The sequence below is a fragment of the Mycobacterium sp. TY815 genome (genome assembly GCF_030755135.1).
Taxonomy (GTDB): Bacteria; Actinomycetota; Actinomycetes; order Mycobacteriales; family Mycobacteriaceae; genus Mycobacterium.
In genome coordinates, this window is sequence record NZ_JAUFRX010000001.1 from 3,766,065 (window position 1) to 3,787,292 (window position 21,228).

Annotated in this window: 17 protein-coding genes and 1 pseudogene; 9 read left to right on the top strand and 9 right to left on the bottom strand. The window is 66.0% G+C overall.

Going from position 1 to position 21,228, the window contains the following annotated elements:
- Window positions 1-87: 87 nt before the first annotated feature.
- Complete coding sequence (locus tag QXK92_RS16385; protein WP_306242886.1) at window positions 88-1,359, top strand: PE family protein; 1,272 nt, start codon at window positions 88-90, stop codon at window positions 1,357-1,359.
- Here the strand turns inward: QXK92_RS16385 and rfbA are convergent.
- From rfbA to QXK92_RS16400, 3 genes are read right to left on the bottom strand one after another with little or no spacing between them, the layout of a single operon-like run.
- Window positions 1,356-2,222, bottom strand: coding sequence for a glucose-1-phosphate thymidylyltransferase RfbA (gene rfbA / locus QXK92_RS16390; protein WP_306242888.1), 867 nt, complete (start codon window positions 2,220-2,222; stop codon window positions 1,356-1,358). The two genes, QXK92_RS16385 and rfbA, sit on opposite strands and share 4 nt — an antisense overlap.
- 15 nt (window positions 2,223-2,237) lie before the next feature.
- Window positions 2,238-2,612, bottom strand: a complete 375-nt coding sequence (locus tag QXK92_RS16395) for a nuclear transport factor 2 family protein (protein ID WP_306242890.1) — start codon at window positions 2,610-2,612, stop codon at window positions 2,238-2,240.
- Between the two features lie 11 nt (window positions 2,613-2,623).
- The gene (locus QXK92_RS16400) at window positions 2,624-3,379 is read right to left on the bottom strand and encodes a maleylpyruvate isomerase family mycothiol-dependent enzyme (protein ID WP_306242892.1); all 756 of its coding nucleotides are present in this window, start codon (window positions 3,377-3,379) and stop codon (window positions 2,624-2,626) included.
- A 152-nt stretch (window positions 3,380-3,531) separates the two neighbouring features.
- Here QXK92_RS16400 and QXK92_RS16405 point away from each other — a divergent pair, with 152 nt between their 5' ends.
- Window positions 3,532-5,502, top strand: coding sequence for a PE domain-containing protein (locus QXK92_RS16405; protein WP_306242895.1), 1,971 nt, complete (start codon window positions 3,532-3,534; stop codon window positions 5,500-5,502).
- A 49-nt stretch (window positions 5,503-5,551) separates the two neighbouring features.
- On the opposite strand, the gene QXK92_RS16410 is transcribed toward QXK92_RS16405, so the two are convergent.
- Both QXK92_RS16410 and QXK92_RS16415 read right to left on the bottom strand, forming a co-directional pair.
- Complete coding sequence (locus tag QXK92_RS16410) at window positions 5,552-5,977, bottom strand: tautomerase family protein (protein ID WP_306242897.1); 426 nt, start codon at window positions 5,975-5,977, stop codon at window positions 5,552-5,554.
- Between the two features lie 8 nt (window positions 5,978-5,985).
- Window positions 5,986-6,687: an SDR family oxidoreductase gene (locus QXK92_RS16415; protein ID WP_306242899.1), complete on the bottom strand. Its 702-nt coding sequence runs from the start codon at window positions 6,685-6,687 to the stop codon at window positions 5,986-5,988.
- A 98-nt stretch (window positions 6,688-6,785) separates the two neighbouring features.
- On the opposite strand from QXK92_RS16415, the gene QXK92_RS16420 reads away from it, so the two are divergent.
- Entirely contained in the window at window positions 6,786-7,271 is a 486-nt protein-coding gene (locus QXK92_RS16420) for a helix-turn-helix domain-containing protein (protein WP_306242901.1), read from the top strand.
- Window positions 7,272-7,381: 110 nt separating this feature from the next.
- On the top strand, window positions 7,382-9,355 hold the full coding sequence (locus QXK92_RS16425; protein ID WP_306244477.1) for a PE domain-containing protein: 1,974 nt from the start codon (window positions 7,382-7,384) through the stop codon (window positions 9,353-9,355).
- 81 nt (window positions 9,356-9,436) lie between these two features.
- On the opposite strand, the gene QXK92_RS16430 is transcribed toward QXK92_RS16425, so the two are convergent.
- Entirely contained in the window at window positions 9,437-10,063 is a 627-nt protein-coding gene (locus tag QXK92_RS16430; RefSeq protein WP_306244479.1) for a ribonuclease T(2), read from the bottom strand.
- On the opposite strand from QXK92_RS16430, the gene QXK92_RS16435 reads away from it, so the two are divergent.
- The 5 genes and pseudogenes from QXK92_RS16435 to QXK92_RS16455 all read left to right on the top strand — a co-directional run bounded on the left by QXK92_RS16435 (window position 9,981) and on the right by QXK92_RS16455 (window position 16,477).
- The gene (locus tag QXK92_RS16435) at window positions 9,981-10,265 is read left to right on the top strand and encodes a hypothetical protein (protein ID WP_306244556.1); all 285 of its coding nucleotides are present in this window, start codon (window positions 9,981-9,983) and stop codon (window positions 10,263-10,265) included. The two genes, QXK92_RS16430 and QXK92_RS16435, sit on opposite strands and share 83 nt — an antisense overlap.
- Window positions 10,266-10,376: 111 nt before the next feature.
- Window positions 10,377-12,488, top strand: a complete 2,112-nt coding sequence (locus QXK92_RS16440) for a hypothetical protein (protein WP_306242903.1) — start codon at window positions 10,377-10,379, stop codon at window positions 12,486-12,488.
- A 205-nt stretch (window positions 12,489-12,693) separates the two neighbouring features.
- The gene (locus QXK92_RS16445; protein ID WP_306242905.1) at window positions 12,694-13,812 is read left to right on the top strand and encodes a hypothetical protein; all 1,119 of its coding nucleotides are present in this window, start codon (window positions 12,694-12,696) and stop codon (window positions 13,810-13,812) included.
- Window positions 13,813-14,035: 223 nt separating this feature from the next.
- Window positions 14,036-14,663, top strand: a pseudogene (locus QXK92_RS16450) (TetR/AcrR family transcriptional regulator).
- 38 nt (window positions 14,664-14,701) lie between these two features.
- A complete protein-coding gene (locus tag QXK92_RS16455) occupies window positions 14,702-16,477 on the top strand; it encodes an amidohydrolase family protein (protein WP_306242907.1) in 1,776 nt (591 codons plus the stop codon).
- On the opposite strand, the gene QXK92_RS16460 is transcribed toward QXK92_RS16455, so the two are convergent.
- The 3 genes from QXK92_RS16460 to QXK92_RS16470 all read right to left on the bottom strand — a co-directional run bounded on the left by QXK92_RS16460 (window position 16,467) and on the right by QXK92_RS16470 (window position 21,193).
- Window positions 16,467-17,798 (bottom strand): UDP-glucose/GDP-mannose dehydrogenase family protein, encoded by a 1,332-nt coding sequence (locus tag QXK92_RS16460; RefSeq protein ID WP_306242909.1) that lies wholly within the window; start codon window positions 17,796-17,798, stop codon window positions 16,467-16,469. The two genes, QXK92_RS16455 and QXK92_RS16460, sit on opposite strands and share 11 nt — an antisense overlap.
- A gap of 76 nt (window positions 17,799-17,874) precedes the next feature.
- Window positions 17,875-19,290, bottom strand: coding sequence for a hypothetical protein (locus tag QXK92_RS16465; RefSeq protein WP_306244481.1), 1,416 nt, complete (start codon window positions 19,288-19,290; stop codon window positions 17,875-17,877).
- Between the two features lie 142 nt (window positions 19,291-19,432).
- Window positions 19,433-21,193 carry a hypothetical protein gene (locus QXK92_RS16470; protein ID WP_306242911.1) on the bottom strand — a complete coding sequence of 587 codons (1,761 nt, stop codon included), beginning with the start codon at window positions 21,191-21,193 and terminating at the stop codon, window positions 19,433-19,435.
- Window positions 21,194-21,228 lie beyond the last annotated feature (35 nt).

Below are 21,228 nucleotides of genomic sequence, written 5' to 3' on the forward strand. Positions count from 1 at the left end.
TTAGAGGCGAAATGCCCTATTGAGCCTGACGCCGATGCGCGACGCTTCAATCCCCTGAGTCGATGTTGACCTGGTCGGGAGGAAGCAATGTCGTATGTGGTGGTGCCACCGGAGATGGTGGCAGCGGCGGCAACAGATTTGGCGAATATCGGTTCGGTACTCAGCGACGCGAATGCTGCCGCTGCTGCCCCGACGATGGGCGTGCTGGCGGCGGGCGCTGACGAGGTGTCGGCGGCCATCGCGGCCCTGTTCACGGCACACGGGCAGGCCTATCAGGTGTTGAGCGCGCAGGCGGCGGCGTTCCAAGCTCAGTTCGAGGCAACCTTGACCGCGGGTGCGAATGCGTATGCGACTGCGGAGGCCGCCGCCGCGGCGCCTCTACAGCCCCTCCTCGACCTCATCAATGCGCCCACGCAAGCTCTGTTGGGGCGCCCCCTGATCGGCAACGGCGCCAACGGGGCCCCAGGCACCGGGGCCAACGGCGGAGACGGCGGGATCCTGATCGGTAACGGCGGGGCCGGAGGCTCCGGCGGACCTGGCCAGAACGGCGGCAATGGCGGTGGTGCCGGGCTGTTCGGCACTGGTGGCGCCGGCGGCGCCGGCGGAATCGGCAGGACGACGGGCGGCGCTGGCGGCGTCGGGGGATGGCTGTGGGGTACCGGCGGCACCGGCGGAGCCGGCGGTATGGCATTGGCCGGGGCTGGCGGAAACGGCGGGATGGGCGGGACCAGTGGGTTGTTCTCGTTCTCCAGTGGCGGCACCGGCGGCCCCGGCGGGTACGGAGTCACCGCCGGCGGGAACGGCGGCGATGGGGGTAATTCCGGGCTGTTCGGCATCGCCGGGGCAGGCGGCACCGGCGGACCCACGACCACAGGTGTAGGCGGCTTCGGCGGGAACGGCGGCACGGGGCTGTTCAACAACGGCGGGGCCGGCGGCACCGGCGGTTTCAGCACCAGCAACGTCGGCGGGGGTGGCGGAGTAGGTGGACTGGGACTGCTCTCCAACGGCGGGGCCGGCGGGATCGGCGGTGACAGCGTCACCGGCACCGGCGGAGTCGGCGGGGTCGGCGGTGGCGGCTTGTACAACGGCGGCCCAGGCGGGGCCGGGGGGACCGGCGTGACCGGTGGGACCGGCGAAAGGGGCGGCAACAGCGGATTCTTCGGCAATGGCGGCAACGGCGGGGCCGGCGGCACCGGCACGGTGACGGGCGGGAACGCCGGTTATGGCGGTGCCGCCGGGCTGTTCGGCGACGGCGGCAATGGCGGCAACGGCGGGGCCGGCCCTACGAAGGGGAGCCCCAACGTCGGCGGCCCCGGCGGAGTGCTGTTGGGCGCGAACGGGTTGAACGGCTTGGCTTAGTTGCGTTCCAGCAAGTCCAGGAGATAACCACCGTAGCCGGACTTGACCAGGCTCTGACCCCGTCGCGCCAGCTGCTCGTCGTCGATCCAGCCCAACCGCCACGCGACTTCCTCGGGAACGCTGACCTTCAGCCCCTGCCGCAGTTCCAGCGTTCGAACGAAATCGGCTGCGTCCAGCAGGGAATCGAAGGTACCGGTGTCCAGCCACGCGGTACCGCGGGCCAGCACCTCGACGGCCAGCCGGCCGCGATTGAGGTAGATCTGATTGACCTCGGTGATCTCGTACTCGCCGCGCGCCGACTTCTTCAGACCCTTGGCGATCTCGACCACGTCGTTGTCGTAGAAGTACAGACCCGGAACCGCGTAGTTCGACTTAGGGGTGGCCGGCTTCTCCTCCAGCGACACCGCCATACCCCCCGCATCGAACTCGACCACGCCATAGGCCGACGGGTTGGCCACCCAGTAGGCGAAAACTGCTCCGCCCTCAATGGATTGGAACCGCCTCAGGCTGGTGCCCAGCCCCGGTCCGTAGAAGATGTTGTCCCCCAACACCAATGCCACCGAATCGTTTCCGATGTGGTCGGCGCCGAGAACGAATGCCTGGGCAAGGCCGTCGGGGCGTTCCTGCACCGCGTAGGTCAGGTTGATCCCGAATTGCGTTCCGTCGCCGAGGAGTCGGTGGAAACCGGGCGCGTCATGCGGGGTGGTGATCATCAGGATGTCGCGGATCCCCGCCATCATCAGCGTCGTCAGCGGGTAGTAGATCATCGGCTTGTCGTAGACCGGCAGCAACTGCTTACTGATGCCCATGGTGATCGGATAAAGCCGGGTGCCCGAGCCGCCCGCCAAGATGATCCCGCGCATACTGACTCCTCAGCCTCAGTCGACCCGATCGTTCTCGGTGAGTTCGGTCGCCGCCAGCGCCGAGGCCAGGTCCGCGTGACGGAACACCGACGTGACGTGGTCGTGCACCACGCGGAATGCCGACGCGGTCGTCGACGCGTTGAACGGTTTGTTGCGATCGCTGATCTGCTGTTCGACGACCACGATGCCGTCGTGCACATACATCCGGCCCAGTTCTGCCCTCGCCGTCAGCGACGTGACCCACCGGCGCAGCGCGTCGTGCCCCTGAAGTGCCCCTTGTGCGTCACCGATTTCGATGTCATCGCTGGACAGAGCGACCAGGGTATCGATGTCGGCGCTGTTCAGAGCGTCATGCCAGGCGAGCACCGTGGCGATCTCGGAGGTGGTCATGAGCAGCAAGTCTAGAGAGGCGTGCGGTCCAGCCATCTCTGCCATACGGCTTCGTCACCGAAAACCGCGATACCACTGCCGGCGAGCGGCACGCGGCGTGTCATCGCCAACAACAGTTCAGTGGCCGTACCGCGCAGTGCGACGGTGCCTTTGCCGTGTTCGTGCGACCACCTGACCACGACTTCTTCTACGGCTACCGTCCATTCGCCGGCATCGCCCAGGCCCGGATCGGTGGCGTGCAGATGCAGGGTGTCGCCACCCTCCAGGGGGAGCGCCGCACCGTCCTTTCCGGCCTGGATCACGATGCGTTCCAGGAACTCGTCGATCCCGTCGGCCGCGACCTCGGCATCGAGGGCAAAGTCAGCGCCCACCGCCAGGGCAGCGTCCGCACGATGGACGGCGTTCTCGTGAAGGCGGCGGCGGATCCACCACTTCGCCGGCCGGGGACCGAGGAACGTCCAGACCGGGGTTTGCGCTCCGGTCGCTTCGACCGCATCGACCAATCGCTGCGCGCCGCCGTTCAGCCACGAAATCGCCTCGTCCAGGTCCGGGGGCGGCTTACCGTCTTCGACACTGCGGAAATCGAGGAAGCTGTCCATCCGGTCGCGGACGATCTGCGCGGCCCACCGGTCGCCGCGCCCGACGTGGCGGAACAGTTGGTCGAGCGTCCAGCCCGGACAGGTCGGCACCGGTGTCGACTGATCGGCACCGCGGATCAATTCGCCGAGAGCCCGGGTTTCTTCGAGGTAGGCCGACGCGTAGTCCACTGGGGTGACGCTACTCGCGATGTGTATAGACGGTCACGGCGTCCAGTCGCGTCACCAGTCGATGTGCCTGCTTGGCGAAGCGACGGCGTCGGGTAACTTATGACCACCGTCACACCGTCCGACTAGTCACGAAGCTGCCCGGGAGGACCACGATGTCGTATCTATTCGCCACACCGGACCTGATCGTGACCGCGGCGGCGGACGCGGCGAGTATCACCACCTCGCTGACGACGGCGAACCTGGCGGCATTGAATTTGACCAGCCCGCTGGCCGCCGCTGCCGGTGACGAGGTCTCAGCCGCGATTGCCTCCCTGTTTTCCGGCTACGCCCAGGAGTACCAAACGCTCAGCGCGCGGGTGGCGGCGTTGCAGGACCAGTTTGCGCAGGCGCTACGTGCCGCCGCCGGGGCGTACGGCCTCGCCGAGGCGGTCAATGCCGGCCCACTGCAGGGCGTGGCCGACGAAATCCTGGGTGCGATCAACGCTCCGACAAACCTCCTGTTGGGGCGTCCGTTGATCGGCGACGGGTTCGACGGCGTGCCCGGTACCGGTCAAGCCGGTGGCGACGGCGGGATCCTCTGGGGCAACGGCGGCCGGGGCGCGTCGGGCGGACCGGGTCAGACCGGCGGGCGCGGCGGCAGTGCCGGCTTGATCGGTAACGGTGGTGTCGGCGGCACCGGCGGCATCCGAGGCGGAGTCGGCGGTGGCGGCGGCACGGGCGGGTTGCTGTGGGGCAGCGGCGGGGCCGGGGGCCTCGGCGGTGTAGGCGGCGGGACCATTCTCGCCGGACCGGGTGGAATCGGCGGCCGCTCATTGTCCTTCTTCGGCGCCCCCGGCGCGGCCGGCCACACCGGGACGTACTACCCGGACGTGAACTTCGCGACTCCGCAAGAGGCCGCCCTACTACTACTGACCACCCCAGATGCGAACTTCCTGTTGATCGGCACCGACGGCACCAATCTGAGCAGGATTCTCGCCGATCCCCTCGGCACCCCGAATTTCCACGCGTTGATGGCGCAGAGTGTCACCTCAGCGTCGACGATCGTCGGGCACACCACCGTGTCGAACCCGTCCTGGACGACCATTCAGACCGGCGTGTGGAGTGAGACGGCCGGCGTGGCCAACAACATCTTCACGCCGTGGACGTATGACGACTGGCCAACCGTGTACAACCAACTCGAGGCCGTCTATGGCAACGAGATCAACACCACGGTGATCGCGGACTGGGACGTGATCACCGACATCGCCGGCGCCGGCTCGCACCGCGCCGACAACATCGTCTTTGTCCCGCAGATCCCGGGTGACACCGATTGGCTGGCGACGTCGACGCTAGTCGGCGAAAAAGCCCAGGCCGCGATAATGGCCGCCGACCCGACCAAGGGCAATCTGATCTTCTCGTACTTCACGGGTCCGGACATCAACGCGCATGCATACGGCGGCGATTCGCCCCAGTACGCGCTGGCACTACGGAACATGGACGCCAACCTTGGTTCCCAAACCCCCGGCGGTGGGGGCATGTTGGGGGCGATTTACGACTGGGAGGCCCTGCACGGCGAGCAATTCTCCGTGCTCGTGGTGACCGATCATGGTCAACTGGGGCCGGCGCAGTTCGGCGGCATCACCCACGGCTTCCAATCACCCTTGGAGACAGCGTCATTCCTCATCTGGGACCAGGCCGGCAATGACCTGCGGGACGGATGGATCAACAACTCTTGGCAGATCGTCAGTACGACGCCGACCATCATGGATCAATTCGGCCTTCCGACGCCGGCGTACATGCAGGGTGCGCCGCTGACGTCCTCCGTCTTCGACGGCACCTACGTCAATCCCGGCACCAACTTGTTCAGTGCGCTCAGCGCCGACTTCGCGGCGCAGGGTTATCCCGATCCCGTGAACACTGCGGTTCTGACATCACGCACTCTCGCCGCCTCGGTTCCTTATCTTGCATTTGAGCCGATAGCCGACATCATCCATTCGGTGCCGAGCTTCTTGCAGGTGCCCGTCTCGTGGATCGGTGCGGGCGTCTACCAATCGCTCAACATCCCCGCACAGGTCTGGGTCCGACTCACCGGCGTGACGGGCAACGAAATAATTCCGCCGATTCTCAACCCATTCCTGAACTGAGCGTCGACCGGCCACTGGCGCCGCCGCTGAGCCCGAAGGCCATCGCCATTCAGTAGGCAGAAGCGACATTGGCTCGCGCCCATGCCTTTTCGGCGTCAGATCCGCCCGGCGGTGGAACCAGACCGTTGATCATCCAGAGCTCCTCGCTGGTTTCGTCGACGTGAAACTCCCAGTGCAGGCCGGGCCGGGCCTCGGCGAGCGGGGACAGGATGCCGTTGATCCAGCGGGTGATCCGCTGCCGGTCGGCGGTGCTGTTCGAGTGCCGCGCGATGTGATCGATCACGACACGCACACCTACCGGTGTCGGCTCACCGCCGACGTAGAAGTCTTCGGTTCTGGTCTCCTTGAACAACGTGATCACGTAGAACCGGGGCAGCCCGGCCTTCACGTAGTGATCGGTGATCCGGGTTGCCAGTTCGCGCTTCTCGGCGTCGGTGAAGACTCCCGGGGTATGGTGAATCGTCCACAGCGGCATGATGATTCCTAACGGGCCGGGGTAAAGGCCAGGTTCTCCACCGGGCCCGACAGTGCAGCTTTGACGTTTACGGTCACGTCGTCGACGAGAACCTCGACGGCACCGGCTTCCAACCCGTCCACGATGCGTCTGGCCACTTCGGCCGGTGTCGTCTTCTGCATCGGGATGTCGGCGACCATGTCGGTGTCGATGAATCCGGCATGCACGCCGACGACCTGGGTCTCTTGTGAGGCCAATTCCAGTCGCAGCGAGTTGGTCACCGACCAGATCGCGGCTTTGGACGCGCCGTAGGCGCCGCTTCCGCCCAGCCAGGACAGCACCGAATGCACGTTGACCACCGCTCCCCCGCCGTTGGCAGCCAGGATCGGCGCGAAAGCCCGAGTCACCCGCAACGGCCCGAACACGTTGATGTCGAACGTTTCCGTGACGTGATCGAAGCTTCCCGTCAGCAGCGAATCGGGGATGAGGATGCCGGCGTTGTTGATCACGATGTCGGCATCGCCTGCTATCCGGGCAAGTGCTGCGACCGAGTCCGCGTCGCGGACCTCGAGTTCACGGGTGACGACCTGCGGGCGGTCATCGGTGAAGGGGCTTCTGGCGGTGGAGTAGACCTTCCGTGCCCCGCGCGCCAGGACCTCGTCGACCAATGCCGCACCCAGCCCGCGCCGGCCTCCCGTCACGACAACCACCTTGTCGGCCACTGCAACCATCTCGCACTTCCCTTCATCCGATCTGACTAACGATTTCGTTATCTAGATACAAGCACGCTATCCTGGGTAACGCAATCGTTAGTTATGTGAGGTGCGCCATGGATTTCGAGAAGAGGCTGCGCGACCGCACGAAGTGGTCGATCGGCGAGGGGTGCCCGATGGCGAAAACCCTCGATCTGCTGAGCACCAAGACCACGTTTCTGGTCCTGCGCGAATGCTTTTACGGCACGACACGATTCGAGGACTTCGTAGACAGGATCGGCGCCTCGGCGCCGGCCGTGTCGCGGGCGGTGAAGCAGCTGGAGGCCGCCGGGATTATCGAGCGGGCGCCCTATCAGGAACCGGGCCGCCGGGTTCGCGACGAGTACCGCCTGACTCCGGCCGGCAAGGATCTCCTACCCGTGCTTCTCGCGCTGGCGCAGTGGGGAGACAAGCATCTACACGGCGGCCGGGGTCCGCTGCGTTTCGTCGACCCCACCAGCGGTCGGCCACTGGAGGTGCGGGTCACCGACGAATCAGGCTGTGCGGCAGAGGATCCCGATGAGATCCAGATCCGGGCCAATCCGGCTTTCCGACGGCGGTAGGACAGCGGGTTACCCTGCACTGGCGAGGTGTGCATGCCCTGACGAGGTACATTATGAGCTCCGTCACTTCCTTCGAAGGCGCCGAGAAGCTATCGGGTGGGAGGACCGCCATGTCGCATCTGGTCGCTGCAACCGAGCTGTTGGCGGCCGCCGCGGCCGACGCAGCGGGCATCAGCTCCTCGCTGCGGACCGCGAACCTGGTGGCAGCTGTCCCGACCAGCGCATTGGCGGCTGCCGCCGGTGACGAAGTGTCGGCGGCGATCGCCTCGCTGTTCTCCGGCTACGCGCGGGAATACCAGGCGCTCGGCGCGGACATCGCGGCGTTTCATGAACAGTTCGCACAGGCGGTGCGAGCCGCGGGTGCGGCCTACGGCGTCGCCGAGGCGGCCAATGCGGGCCCGCTGCAGGCCGTGGCCGATAACGTCCGGGCCGCGATCAATGCGCCGACAAATTTGCTGTTTGGTCGCCCACTGATCGGCGACGGGTTCAACGGCACCCCCGGCACCGGGCAAGCCGGTGGTGACGGCGGGATCCTGTGGGGCAACGGCGGCGCGGGTGCCTCCGGTGGCCCGGGCCAAGCAGGAGGCCGCGGCGGTAATGCCGGACTGGTTGGCAACGGTGGCGTCGGCGGCACCGGCGGTATCCGGGGCGGGGCAGGCGGCACCGGCGGCACGGGCGGGTCGTTGTGGGGTAGCGGCGGAGCGGGCGGCACAGGTGGTGTCGGCGGCGGCACCATCGCCGCGGGGCCCGGCGGGATCGGCGGCCGGGCATGGTCACTGTTCGGTGCCCCGGGCGCGACCGGCAACACCGGGATGTACTACCCGAACGTGATGTTCGCGTCGCCGGAAGAGGCCGCCCTGCTGCTGCTGGCCACGCCGGACGCGAACTTCCTGCTGATCGGCACCGACGGCACCAACCTGGCCAAGATACTGGCCGATCCCCTGGGTACCCCGAACTTCCACGCACTAATGCAGCAGAGCGTCACCTCGGCGTCGACGATCATCGGACACACCAGCTTCTCCAACCCCTCGTGGACGACCATTCAGACCGGGGTGTGGGGCGAAACAGCCGGCGTGAGTAACAACGTCTTCACTCCCTGGACGTATGACGACTGGCCGACCGTCTACAACCAGCTCGAGGCCACCTACGGCGACGAAATCATTACCACGGTCATTGCCAACGGCACCGGGGGCATAGCCGAGATCGCCGGAGCCGGCTCGCACCCCGCCGACCACATCGAATTCGTTCCGCAGGTCCCGGGCGACACGGACTGGCTCGCGACGCAGGACCTCGTCGGCCAGAAGACGCGAACCGCCATCTCGCTGGCCGATCCGGACAAGGGCAATCTCATTTTCTCGTACTTCGCAGGTGTCGATCACGTGGGCCATGAGTACGGCGGCGACTCGCCTCAGTACGCGATGGCTCTTCGGAACCTGGACGCCAATCTCGGTTCCCAAACCGACGGCGGTGGCGGCTTGTTGGGGGCGGTATGGGCATGGGAGAACGCGAATCCCACCGAGGAATGGACCACCCTGGTCGTCACCGATCACGGTCACATCGGGCCCGACCAGTTCGGCCGCGGGCACGGCTTCCAATCACCCAGCGAGACAGCAACGTTCCTCATCTTCGATCAAGCTGGCAACGATGCGCGGGACGGGTTCATCAATAACTCGTGGCAGATCGTCAGTACGACGCCCACGATCATGGATGCATTCGCCATTCCGCCGCTGCCCTACATGCAGGGTGCACCCCTGACGTCCCCCGCCTTCGAGGGCACCTACGTCGATCCCGGTGTCAATCTGTTCAGCGCGCTCAGCGCCTACTTCGCCGCACAGGGTTTCCCCGACCCTCTGACCGATGCGACTCTCGTGTCGCGGACCATCGCAACATCGATTCCCTATCTGGCATACGACCCGATAGCCAACATCGTCCACTCGGTGCCCAGCTTCCTGCAGGTACCGGTCTCGTGGATCGGTGCCGGCGTCTATCAATCGCTTAACATCCCCGTACAGATCTGGGTCCGGCTCACCGGCGTGACCGGCAACAAAATCATCCCCCCGATTCTTAATCCATTCCTTCCCTAGCTGATTCGACCTTGCGTCGAGCCTCGGGCGTCAAGCGCCGGCAGTCGGCGATCCCGGGTGCACAGTTCGCGCTGCTCCAATTCATGGCACGCGCCCAGACCGACAGCCGGCGGGTATGGTCGGCCCTTTGCCCAGCGCGTCGCTCAGCGTCACTGTTCGGCCATCGTGTCCAAGTTCGGCGACCGGCGGAAACGACAGGCGGACCTCGTAAACTACGAGTCCTTCCCGTTCAACGCTGCGACACTTCAAACCAACACGGGCGCCGGACCCCCTGCCGAATTCAGCATCGATGCGGTCACGTACCACGCCGGCAGATAACTGCCCGCCCGCAGCCGTCTCGAAGACCGGATCAAGGGTTTTCTTGACCTGTTCGGTGAGCGATATGGCGTTGCCGAAATAGGCAACCGGCGTGACACCTGAACACGTTCCATGCCGGTACCACTCGTGTGGGGCTACGGCCGTGGCGTCCGACATTATCGACTGCAATTGCATTTGAACGTCCTCAGGCAGAGTCAGTGTGGGCGATTTGTCAGCGGGCGATCCATCGGGACGCCCAGCGACATGTCCTGGCACGCCGCAAAATTGCTCGCTAGCCGGCTGCGGCCAAAGTCCGTGGAGTATCAACGTGCGCCCCATTTTTCTGACGTGCCCGTTTGCGCAGCCGGGACTGGAGGACGCCACCTTGCAAAGACTGGGCGCCCATGTCATCACCAGCAGGCTAGAGGTGCTATTTCCGGGGTCGTTCACCGGCGACCCGGGCGAGCGATCGGCGGCCACAAACCTGAAGACGATGACCGCGGCGACCACCGCCGCCAATCCGGCCGATACGGAAATTACGGCTACGTCGCCCCGCTTCATGCTGCAATCTTCTCAAGAAGGCTTGTCCTCAGAAACGGGCGATCCGGCCTGATGTAATGCGCAAAATGGCTCACCACAATCATGCGGCGCCGTTATGGACGACAGAAAGGTCTGAAATCACCATTTGCATGAACTGGGCTGAAGGGCCAGCCAGGGTTCCCGTGTGTTCGTGAAACTGCGTCCGACGGCTCGGGCAAACGACATCGACCGTTGGTTCGACCGGACGGCACGCCGGCAAAACCATGCCGTTTCCCTCTTCGCGAGCCTTCTCACCGGCACGATCTTCGCGTACTTCCGCTACCGTCTGCGTTACGCACTGCTGCTCGATACGGCGCGATTCCTAGTCCACGCCATCGAGTTTCTGATCCTTCTCGCAAGCCTCGGCAGGCTCGCCGCGTTCACTATCGTCATCCTGCGCATCGGCAGCCTCATCGTCAGCGGCGGCTGGTGGGGGCTCCTTGAGATCATGCGGGAGCGTCTCAGAGCGTTCTCCCAGTCCGGAGAGCGGGATGCAGCCGAGCGCGAGATCGGCAGTTGGCTCGTCCTCTCGATGATCGCGGCATCCGTCTTGACAATCGTTGGCGGCATCGCACTGGCGGCTCAGCTACCGTCCGGCCACGATCCGGTCGGACTTTTCTATGCCTTCTTGATCATCCTGGAAACTGCGGTGCGCTTGACGGTCCGGGTGCTGCATTCCGGCATATATGCCACGCGGCGAATTTACCGACCTTTCTGGTCGTTGCTAGCGCCAACGGTCGTGCAGCTAGTGGTGCTCGGCGCCGGCTTCTATTGGTACCCGACCGCGGCAATCATCATCGCGATCGTTACGTCAAATGCGATCGGCATCTGGATCACCGTTCACTACACGCTCAGAATTTATAGGATCATGGGCCTTCGGCCGAAATCCGGCGCGGCTCGAGAAGGTTTCCGAGCCCTTCCGCGGATACCGCCCTGGCTAGCGTTGAAGACGACCACGGCGGGACTCGGTCTACGCGTCGACGCCCTGGTCGCTCTCACCTTGCTGGGCATTTACCGGACCGACGCCCGAGCTCTCGACTTGACTATGGGCGTGCCGGCCTGGCGGCATGTCGACACCGTGCAATTCTTCTATCTGATCCTGCCATTGTTCCGTGGCGCATACGAGGGCTCTGGTCTCTTCTATTTCGACTTCGCCCGGCTACGGCACATCCCGGCGCTTCGCGACTTTCAGCTCAACTTTTTCCACAAACTGTTATTGACGACGCCCTTCATCTCTTTTTACTTCTGGTCACTCGCCGCTGCGCTCGGGCTAATTGTTCTGCACGACATACCAATCAGCTTCGCGCTGTCCCTACTGCCCCTCTTCGTCATTCGCAGCGTCGTCGGCATCTACCAGATCCGCTTGTTTGCCGAGGGTTATTTCGGCACGCTCATCGCAACGGTCGCGTTGTGGCTGGCGTTGCTGGGGCTTGTCTGGCTTGACCCGCACCCGGTCTCCGATTTCCTTGAGGTAACGGCCGCCATGGTCACGGTTCTCGTCGTTCTCATCAACCTGCAGCACCTTCGGGACCGTCGTGCCCCACCGCTTCCCACCCTGCTTGCGTTGGGCGACTGGATGCGGGAACTCAGCCACGAGTCGGGACCGCTGCTTGTCGGCAAGATCTCGATCCCCGAGTGGATCCCAACGAAACAGAGATCCGCTGCGGTCAAGCTCATGCAGGAAACATTTGATGGCCAGGGATATATTGCGTTCCGGTCGCCGACGAACCTTTTCTATTACAAACGAACCTCGAACGGCGACAGTGAATCCCACCCTCATTTGGCGATCCAAGCGGCCACTGGCGGCGCGGCAAACCGCGGGAAATCCTTGCGGGCGCCTGTGACGAACGGACGGGACGCACTGAACCGGCTCTGCGCCGACGAATGGATAACGCCCCTGGATCAAACGGCGCCGGATGGCCCACAGAGCCTGCCCCTGAAATTTCGCACACTCTTCACTGACGGCATTGTCTTCGACCTGGAGACGCTGGAAGGCACACGGGACATGCGCAGACTTGAAATGGGACTGCTGGCGAGGGCATTACCAGCCGCAGTGAATTGCCTTGAAGACGGTGTCAGCGTTGTCACGCTATCAGGGCGCTTTCTCACTCCGGTCTTTCACCAGGGAAAATTGCGCTTGCTGTTCGTGCTGCCGCACGATCCCGAAGCTGCACTATTCGACAGCTGGATGCAAATCGTCAAGGACTGGCATCTTCGACTGGGCAACGCAGACACCGCGGGGTGTCGTGATAGCTGAAGCGGTCGACATCGAGAAGCAACTCGCGGAACCGAGAACATATGACGACGTCATCATGCGAATTTTCGCGAAGAGACGGCAGCGTGGCTTGGCATTCAGTGAGGCGGGCGGGGGTGTCACATATTTCAGCACTGCAACTGAGCGAAGGGCGCTTGCGAGGGCGATAGCCCGCAGTGTTGCCAGCGGCGAATACCGTCCGCAGCCCGTGGACCTTCGTTTCCGCGAATACAACGGTAAGCTTCGCGCGGTCCATCTACCAGCCTTCATCGACCACGTGGTCGGCTCGGCACTTTTTCAGCTTCTTTCTCACAACGCGCGCTGCCATGGCCTCCCAGGCGTCTATTCGTACCTGCCCGGCTTGACGAATGTTGCCGCCACGCGGGCACTTGCCGGTTTTGTTCGTGCTCATCGCAAGCGGGTGGGGGTGAAGGGTCCGCCGCTTTATGTCCTCCAGTCAGATTTCGAACACTACGGCGATGATCTGCCCGTCGGCCCGGGCGCGGCGCTGTGGCGAATCCTGCGAGAAGTCGCAACACTCGGAAGTCCCGCCGGCGAACTGGGGCCGGAAGTCTGGGATCTGATCACATCACTGGCCCGCCCCGTGGTGCGGGACCGGGACGGCACCGAGTTCACCCGGCTGTACGGCACTGCGATGGGAACCCCGCTGGTACCAATCATCGGGAATCTCGCGGTCATACCCATGGACGCCGCAATCGTGGCGATTGACGGAATTTTCTACGCCCGTTACAACGATGACTTCATCGTGGCCCATCCGGACCTTGCCGCACTTCACGAGGCAGATGCACGAATTGATGCACTGCTCGGCGACTTGGGAGTCAAGCGAAAGCCCACAAAGGAATTCCGCACCGCCCTCAGCGGAAGTGGGCTGTCCTGCGCATCGGATCCCACCTACCGCGGGCGAGACCGCATTGACTGCCTTGGACTGTCGGTCACCCATGCCGGCACGATGACCCTGGCGCCAAATCGACTGCGCCGCTTCATCGGACGCATTGCCACCCGGATCGATGCCGCCTCGTCCGCCCTGGCGCCGTTGCCGGTCAGCGAGCGAGCGCGTCATCTCGTGCTGGCCACCAACGTCATGCTGGACGCTGCGAGCCCGTTCGCGGTTCCCGGCCTGCACGGTCTCCTTCAAACGACAACCGATCGGGGGGTCCTCAAAGACCTGGATTTCCGCATCGCACGAAAGATCGTGCAAGTCGCCACCGAACGGCCGGGGGTGCGCGGATTTCGTGTGCTGTCGCCGGCGGCCCTGCGGCGTGACATGGGCTTGGTATCGCTCGTCCACCTGCGGAATTTGCGGTGACAGCCGCGAGGTGATTAGTTCTTTCCGAGGGCGCGGACCCCGCTTTCGGGCGGTCGTTTCGAGGGACCACAGAGGTCGAGGCTTTCGGTTCCTCACTGTTGTGTTTTTTCCCGCGCCCTCTTTTTTCGCTTCCAACCGCCAAGCCCGGGGCCGGCGACCGCAGCCTCTCGTCGGCCCACAACGGATTCGGTGGAAGCCTCGCTCAGACCGTATCCTGTCAGCCATGCGCACTCACGGGTGGAGTGGTGCGAGGCCCGCGACCGACGACGAGGCAATCGAACGCATTCTCGACGCCGCCAGCGACGCCATCGAACAGCGCGGCGGCGACCTGCGGATCGCTGATGTGGCGCGCACGCTGGGCGTATCCCGCCAGACGGTCTACAACTACTTCCCGGGTACGAACACCCTCATCGAGGCCGCCGCCACCCGTTCCGGCATGCGGTTCTGCGAAATACTCTCGAAGCACCTCGCCGGGTATCACCGATCCGGTCGAGGCGCTGGTGGAGAGCCTCGCGTTCACCCTGGAATGGCTGCCCAGCGACAAGCACATCCAGTTGATGCTGCTTCGCGATTTCACCAAGGCGTCCGCCGGCATCACATCCGACATGGGGATCAAGTTCAGCCACGGCATTCTGGCCGGGTTGGACGTCGACTGGACGCAGTTCGGTCTCGCGGATGCCGACTTGGACGACCTCGCCGAATACACGCTGCGAATTCTGCAGTCCTTCACCATCGACCCCGGCCGGCCGCCACGTACCGGCGAGGTGCTGCGCGCATACATGCGCCGCTGGGTTGCGCCGGTGTTGAACGCGGAGATCACCATCAACCAGCCGCCCAGCACCCTGAGCTGACGTTATCGGTAAGCTGTCCAGTCTAGTGAGGTGGTCACATGACTTTCGACGCAGTGGTCGTCAACGGCAGGTGGTTCGACGGCAGCGGTGCGCCCTCGGCGATCCGCAACATCGGGATACGTGACGGCCGCGTGGCCGCCGTCTCCCCCGCTCCGCTCGACACCGCGGGATGCCCGAACGTCATCGATGCCGAAGGCAAGTGGGTAATACCGGGCATCATCGACATCCACACCCACTACGACGCCGAGGTGCTGGCCGCGCCGGCCCTGTCGGAATCCGTGCGGCACGGTGTCACCACCATCGTGATGGGGTCCTGCTCGCTGTCCACCGTGCACGTCGATGCCGGTGAGGCCGCCGACCTGTTTGGGCGGGTGGAGGCGATCCCCCACGAGCACGTGGTGCGCATCGTCGGTGAGCACAAATCGTGGACCAACCCGCAGGAGTACATCGACGCGCTGGAGTCGCTGCCACTCGGGCCCAACGTGACGGCCTTCATCGGCCACTCCGACATGCGGACCGCGGTGATGGGCCTGGACCGGGCCACCCGCGAAGACGTCAAGCCCACCGGCGCCGAGCAGGCCCGGATGGAACAGATGCTGGACGAAGCGCTGGATGCCGGTTTCCTCGGAATGTCCTCGCAGCAGCTGCTTTTCGACAAGATCGACGGGGACACCTGCCGGTCCCGCACACTGCCCTCGACCTATGCCAAGGGCCGCGAGCTGCGGCGGCTCAAGTCACTGCTGCGACGAACCGGCCGCGTCCTGCAGTCCGGTCCGGACATCAGCCACCCGCAGAACATCGTCTCGCAGGCGCTGCAATCGCTGGGGATTCGTCGGCCGCACCTGAAGACCAGCCTGCTGGCGGCGGCGGACATGAAGTCGGCGCCGGGCTCCATCTGGCTCACCAGCGCGCTGGCTGCCCTGGTGAACCGGTTCGGCGGAGACTTCCGCTTCCAGCACCTGCCGGTGCCCTTCGAGGTGTACGCCGACGGCATCGACCTGGTCGTGTTCGAGGAATTCGGCGCAGGCGCGGCCGCGCTGCACCTCAAGGACGAACTCGAGCGCAACGAGCTCATGCGCAACGAGGAGTACCGCCGGCAGTTCCGGAAGGACTACGACACCAAGTTCGGCCCACGCGCCTGGCACCGGGACTTCTTCGACGCCGAAATCGTCTCCTGCCCCGACGAATCGGTGGTGGGCAAGTCGTTCGGTCAGGTCGGCGTGGAACGCGGCGGCCTGCACCCGGTCGACGCCTTCCTCGATCTGGTACTCGAACACGGCAGCGCGATCCGCTGGCGCACAACGATTTCTAACCACCGCCCGAAGATGCTGCGCCGACTGGCCCAGATGCACGGCTTACAGGTCGGGTTCTCCGACGCCGGCGCCCACCTGCGCAACATGGCCTTCTACAACAGCGGCTTGCGGTTGCTGCGGCATGTGCGCGACGCCGAACTCCAAGGCCGCCCGTTCCTGTCGGTCGAGCAGGCGGTGCACCGGCTGACCGGTGAACTGGCGGACTGGTACGGGCTGGATGCCGGTCACCTCCGGGTGGGCGACTGGGCCGACCTGGTGGTCATCGACCCGCAACGGCTCGACGACTCGCTGGACGCCTATCACGAGGCGAAAGTCGATGCTTACGACGGTCTTTCACGAATGGTGAACCGCAACGACGCCACGGTCGAAGCCGTCTTCGTGTCGGGTCGCGAGGTGTTCCGCGACGGGCAGCCGACCGAGATTCTGGGGCGCGAGCGCACCGGAGGCTTCCTGCGCGCAGACGGACGGCCGCGTAACGTGCCGCAGGCCGTTACCGCGTAGGTCGCCGCGCTCCGAGCCGGAACACCCGCCAGCCTGCCCGCTCCCAGCGGCCCACATCCAGGCAGTTGCGGCCGTCGACGACGACGCGGGCGCGTACCCGGTCGGCAAGGGAGTCGGGGTCGAGGTCGACGAACTCGCGCCACTCTGTCAGCACCAGAACGGCATCCGCGCGTTCACACGCCTCTTCGACCGACACCGCGTAGGTCAAGGTGGGGAAAAGCCGGTTGGCGTTGTCGAGCGCCTTGGGGTCGTAGACGTTCACCGCGGCGCCATTGAGCTGCAACTGGCCGGCCACGTTGAGCGCGGGTGAATCCCGGACGTCGTCGGACTCCGGCTTGAAAGCCGCGCCCAGCACCGCGATATTGGCGCCGAGCAGCGATCCGCCACAGGCGGCGGTGGCCAGTTCGACCATTCGGGTCCGGCGCCGCATGTTGATGCTGTCGACCTCGCGCAAGAAGGTGAGGGCCTGGTCGGCGCCCAGCTCCCCGGCCCGTGCCATGAACGCGCGGATGTCCTTCGGCAGGCAGCCACCACCGAAACCCAAACCGGCATTGAGGCATTGGCGTCCGATCCGCGGATCGAACCCGAGCGCGTCGGCCAGCAGGCTCACGTCGGCGCCTGCCGCCTCACACACTTCCGAGATCGCATTGATGAACGAGATCTTGGTTGCCAGAAAGGCATTGGCCGAGACCTTGACGAGCTCGGCGGTCTGCAGGTCGGTGACCAGGAAGGGCATCCCCGCATTAAGCAGCGGCTCGTACAGCTCGCGTACCACCGCCTCGGCCCGGGCAGAATTCTGTTGCACACCAAGCACAATCCGGTCCGGGTGCAGCGTGTCGTGGACAGCGTAGCCTTCGCGCAGGAACTCCGGGTTCCAGGCGATTTCGACGTCCACCCCGTCGGGTGCCAGTCCGGCGGCCCGCTCGCTCAGTTCAGCCGCCGTACCCACTGGCACAGTCGATTTGCCGACGAGCACCGATGCCCTGGTGAGTCGCGGCACCAGCGCGTCGATGACGGCATGCACGTGCCGGACGTCGGCGCCGTACTCGCCCTTCTTCTGCGGGGTGCCGACGCCCAGGAAATGGACATCGGCGAAGTCGGCCGCCATGTCATAGTCGGTGGTGAATTGCAATCGGCCCGCAGCGAGGTTGGCGGTCAACAGCTTTCGCAGGCCGGGTTCGTAGAAGGGAATGTCGCCGCCGGCCAGCTTGGCGACCTTTCCCGGGTCGATGTCAACGCCGACGACCTCGTGTCCCAGCTCTGCCATCCCGACAGCGTGGGTGGCGCCCAAGTATCCGGTGCCGAAAACGGTGCATCGCATACCACCGTGTGTAGGTGTCCGCGATGAGCGAACCGCATCGTGACGCTGAACGGCAGATGACGGCTACCCGGCGAAATCAGATGCCGGGGATCCCGGGGATGTTGAATCCGCCGCGGCCGCCTCCGCCCTTGCCACCTTTGCCGGGACCGCCACCGCCGGGAAACTTCGGACTGGGGCCCTTGCCCGCGCCCGGACCACGGTCGTCGTCACCGCCGCGCCCGCCACCGCCACCCGGGCCGAGGGGGAACTGCGGCGTGAAGATCTGCGGCAACTGAGGGATCGGAACCGGTACCGGGACCGGCGCAGGTGCGGCGGGAACCGGAGCGGGCGCCGGAGCCTGGATCGGCGCAGGCGCTGGTGCTTGTGGTACCTGCACGGGGACCTGCGGCGCAGGCGCCTGCTCAGGCACCGGGGCAGGAGCCTGGGGCGCCGGAGCGGGGGCCTGCTCGGGAACGGGCGCGGGAGCCTGGGGTGCCGGCGCGGGCCCCTGCTCGGGCACGGGCGCCGGCGCCGGTGCCTGCGGCGCCGGGGTGGGCGCGACGAGTGCCTGCCCCGGGTCGGGGCGGGTGCTCGATGTGCCGCGGATACTCACGGCCAGCGAGACGACCAGCGACGCGACCCCGACAACGAAGATCGACAACAGCACACTGCCCAGCAGCCCGATCGGCCGGCGACCCTCCGCTTTCGGCTCGTCGTGTTCAGGGTCGACGGCGCTGTAGGCCAGCGCCCCTTCCGCCGCGTTCGCGTTGTCGAAGTACGCGGGGTCAAGCGCAAACGGCGGGTAGGCGCCGGTGCCGGGGTCCTGGGCATAGGCGCGGGCTGCCGTCGATGCCGAGAGCAACGGCGTGTTGGCCGAGGCGAGCGCCGCGCCCCACGCCAGTGCCGTCTCGGGCTCCTCGGGCAGGGTCACCGGAAGTGTGGTCGCCGCGTCGAGAGCGGGCTTGATGAGAGGGACGTCGACGCCGGAGCCGACGACGAAGACTGCGTCGGGATGGGTCGCCAGCGTCTCGGCCCTGGACACCAATTCGGTCAACCGGGCCACCGCGGCGTCGTCGTCCGCGGGTAACGGTTGCGTCTGGATGTCGGCGACCGACCCGTCGGCGCTGTTCACCACGGCCAGCGTCGCGGTGTCGGGTTCGATGAACAGCAACGCCGTCTGGGCGTAGTTGGTCTCGTTGCCGACCGAGTGGGCCAGCGCGGCGGCGGCGAGGAACGCCGACACGAGCATGACGTTCTCGATCTTGCGGCTGGCCAACGCGTCGCGCAGCTCGGCCGCCTGGGCAGGGTCGCGCCAGGTCACACCCGTGGAGGCCAGCTGGTAGCCGCCCTCCGCTGCCCCCTCGCGGGTGCCGAGTATGGCCGAGATGACTTGGTCGGCCGCGTTGAAGGTGGGCGCGTCTTCGGCCCTGACGTCGATGCTGTCTTCATCGACCAGGGCGCCGTCGCCGTTTTCGCCTTCGACCAGCACCATCCGAACTGCGGTTGGTGCCATCGACACGCCGAGTACGGTGTCCAAAGCTCCCCCAAAATAGACTGTGCGGATTCCCCAACCCGTACTTCTAACGGTACCCGCGCACCGCTTTCATACCCATTTGAGTTTGCTTTGTAGGGAAATTCACAGCCTGCGGAGCCGGCTACCTGCGCCCGCCTCCGCCACCACCGTGACCGCCGCCACCGCCCCCTCCGAAGCCGCCGCCGCCCCCACCGAAGCCGCCGTGTCCGCCGCCGGGGATACCGCCGCCGATGGGGCCATGGCCACCTGGTCCGCCGCCGCCGAAGGGACCTTGGCCGCCGGGGCCACCCCCGCCGAACGGGCCACGCCCACCGCCGCCACCGAACGGGCCCTTGCCGGGGGCACCTGGGCCGCCGCCGAAGGGACCCTGACCGCCGGGACCACCGCCACCGAACGGGCCTTTGCCGGGGGCACCTGGGCCGCCGCCGAAGGGGCCTTTGCTGCCTGGGGCGCCACCGCCACCGAACGGACCCCCGCTACCGGGGCCACCGCCGCCGAACGGGCCTTTGCCTGGGGCACCCGGCGCGCTTCCACCGCCACCGAAGGGCCCTCGGCCCGGATTGGGCACCACCGGCGCCTGCGGGATCTGGATGACCGGCACCTGGGGAATCGGAATGATGGGGGCCTGCGGAATCGGATTCTCGATGCGCGGCGGTGACACCGGCGCGCGCGGCACCGGCAGCTGAGGTTGCTGGCGCGGCACCTGGATGGGCGCCTGAATGGGCGGCACCACGATCGGGATAACCGGCGGAACGACAACCGGGTCGGGTAGCCGAGGAGCGGGAAGCTCCGGAGCGGGCAGTGCCGGTGCTGCGGGTGCCGGGATCACGGGAGCCGCTTGTGCCGGTTCGATCGGCGCCGGTGCGGCGGCCGGGATTTGCGGAGCGGCGACGCGTGGCGCGGCGGTCGGCAGGTCGATCTTGTGCTGGGGCGCGGCGACCTCCGTTTGCACGGCCTCGGGCTGCATGGGTGCGACGAAGTGGTTTTCGTTCGGTTTCGGCTGCAGGGCCACCGTCGGACGAATGTTGATGGCCAGCGCCACTTCCAGAGCGATGACGGCCGCGCAGGCGACCACCGCCAGACCACTACCGAGCAGCAGTGCGGGCCGGCGCTTCGCCGATGTCTCCCCGGCGATGTCGTCTTCGTCGTCGAACTCGGGGTCGAACTCGGGCGCTTCGGGAAGCTCGTCGCCCACTTGCGCGTAGGCCAGCGCGGCGGTGGTGGCCGCGAACAGCGGAGAACTGCCCGAGGCCAGCGCGGCGCCGCGGGCCAGTGCCATGTCCGGCTCCTCGGGCACGCTGACCGTCAGCGCCGTTGCCGCATCCAGCACGGGCTTGATCATCGGCACGTCGACGCCTGATCCCACCACGTAGATGCCGTCCGGGCGGGCGCGCATGGTCTCGGCGGTTGCTACCAACTCGGCCAGCTCGGTTACCGCGGCGTCGTCGTCCTCGGCCAGAAACTGGCGCCGCACGTCGCACAGCGAGCCGTCCCGGGAGTCCACCACGGCCAGGGTGGCGCTGTCGGGCTCGACGAACAGAACACCCGTGCGCTCGTAGCCGACGGCGGCGCCGACGGACTGCCCCATCGCGACCGCGGCCAGGAAGGCCGAGACCAGCATGACGTTCTCGACTTTGTGGGCAGCCAGGGCGTCGCGCAGGGCGGCCGCCTGTGTCTGATCGGTCCAGCTAACACCGATGGAAGCCAGCCGAAGACCTGCGTCACCGGCGCCTTCACGGGTGCCCAGGATCGCCGCCATCACCCGGTCGGACGCACATGTGGCGGCCGTGTCACGGGCTAGCCGGAAGCTGTCTTCTTCGACGATGGCGCCATCGGCGTCCTCACCCTCGACCAACGCCATCCGCACGGCCGAAGGTGCCATCGAAACCCCGAGTACGACGTCCAAAACCCCTCCCA

Excerpts from the sequence above, each read along its gene's own strand:
- QXK92_RS16465 (WP_306244481.1), bottom strand. The coding sequence starts at position 19,290 with ATGGCACCAACCGCAGTTCGGATGGTGCTGGTCGAAGGCGAAAACGGC.
- QXK92_RS16470 (WP_306242911.1), bottom strand. The coding sequence starts at position 21,193 with ATGGCACCTTCGGCCGTGCGGATGGCGTTGGTCGAGGGTGAGGACGCC.
- QXK92_RS16415 (WP_306242899.1), bottom strand. The coding sequence starts at position 6,687 with ATGGTTGCAGTGGCCGACAAGGTGGTTGTCGTGACGGGAGGCCGGCGC.
- QXK92_RS16410 (WP_306242897.1), bottom strand. The coding sequence starts at position 5,977 with ATGCCGCTGTGGACGATTCACCATACCCCGGGAGTCTTCACCGACGCC.
- QXK92_RS16395 (WP_306242890.1), bottom strand. The coding sequence starts at position 2,612 with ATGACCACCTCCGAGATCGCCACGGTGCTCGCCTGGCATGACGCTCTG.
- rfbA (WP_306242888.1), bottom strand. The coding sequence starts at position 2,222 with ATGCGCGGGATCATCTTGGCGGGCGGCTCGGGCACCCGGCTTTATCCG.
- QXK92_RS16460 (WP_306242909.1), bottom strand. The coding sequence starts at position 17,798 with ATGCGATGCACCGTTTTCGGCACCGGATACTTGGGCGCCACCCACGCT.
- QXK92_RS16425 (WP_306244477.1), top strand. The coding sequence starts at position 7,382 with ATGTCGCATCTGGTCGCTGCAACCGAGCTGTTGGCGGCCGCCGCGGCC.
- QXK92_RS16430 (WP_306244479.1), bottom strand. The coding sequence starts at position 10,063 with ATGACATGGGCGCCCAGTCTTTGCAAGGTGGCGTCCTCCAGTCCCGGC.
- QXK92_RS16455 (WP_306242907.1), top strand. The coding sequence starts at position 14,702 with ATGACTTTCGACGCAGTGGTCGTCAACGGCAGGTGGTTCGACGGCAGC.
- QXK92_RS16405 (WP_306242895.1), top strand. The coding sequence starts at position 3,532 with ATGTCGTATCTATTCGCCACACCGGACCTGATCGTGACCGCGGCGGCG.
- QXK92_RS16420 (WP_306242901.1), top strand. The coding sequence starts at position 6,786 with ATGGATTTCGAGAAGAGGCTGCGCGACCGCACGAAGTGGTCGATCGGC.
- QXK92_RS16385 (WP_306242886.1), top strand. The coding sequence starts at position 88 with ATGTCGTATGTGGTGGTGCCACCGGAGATGGTGGCAGCGGCGGCAACA.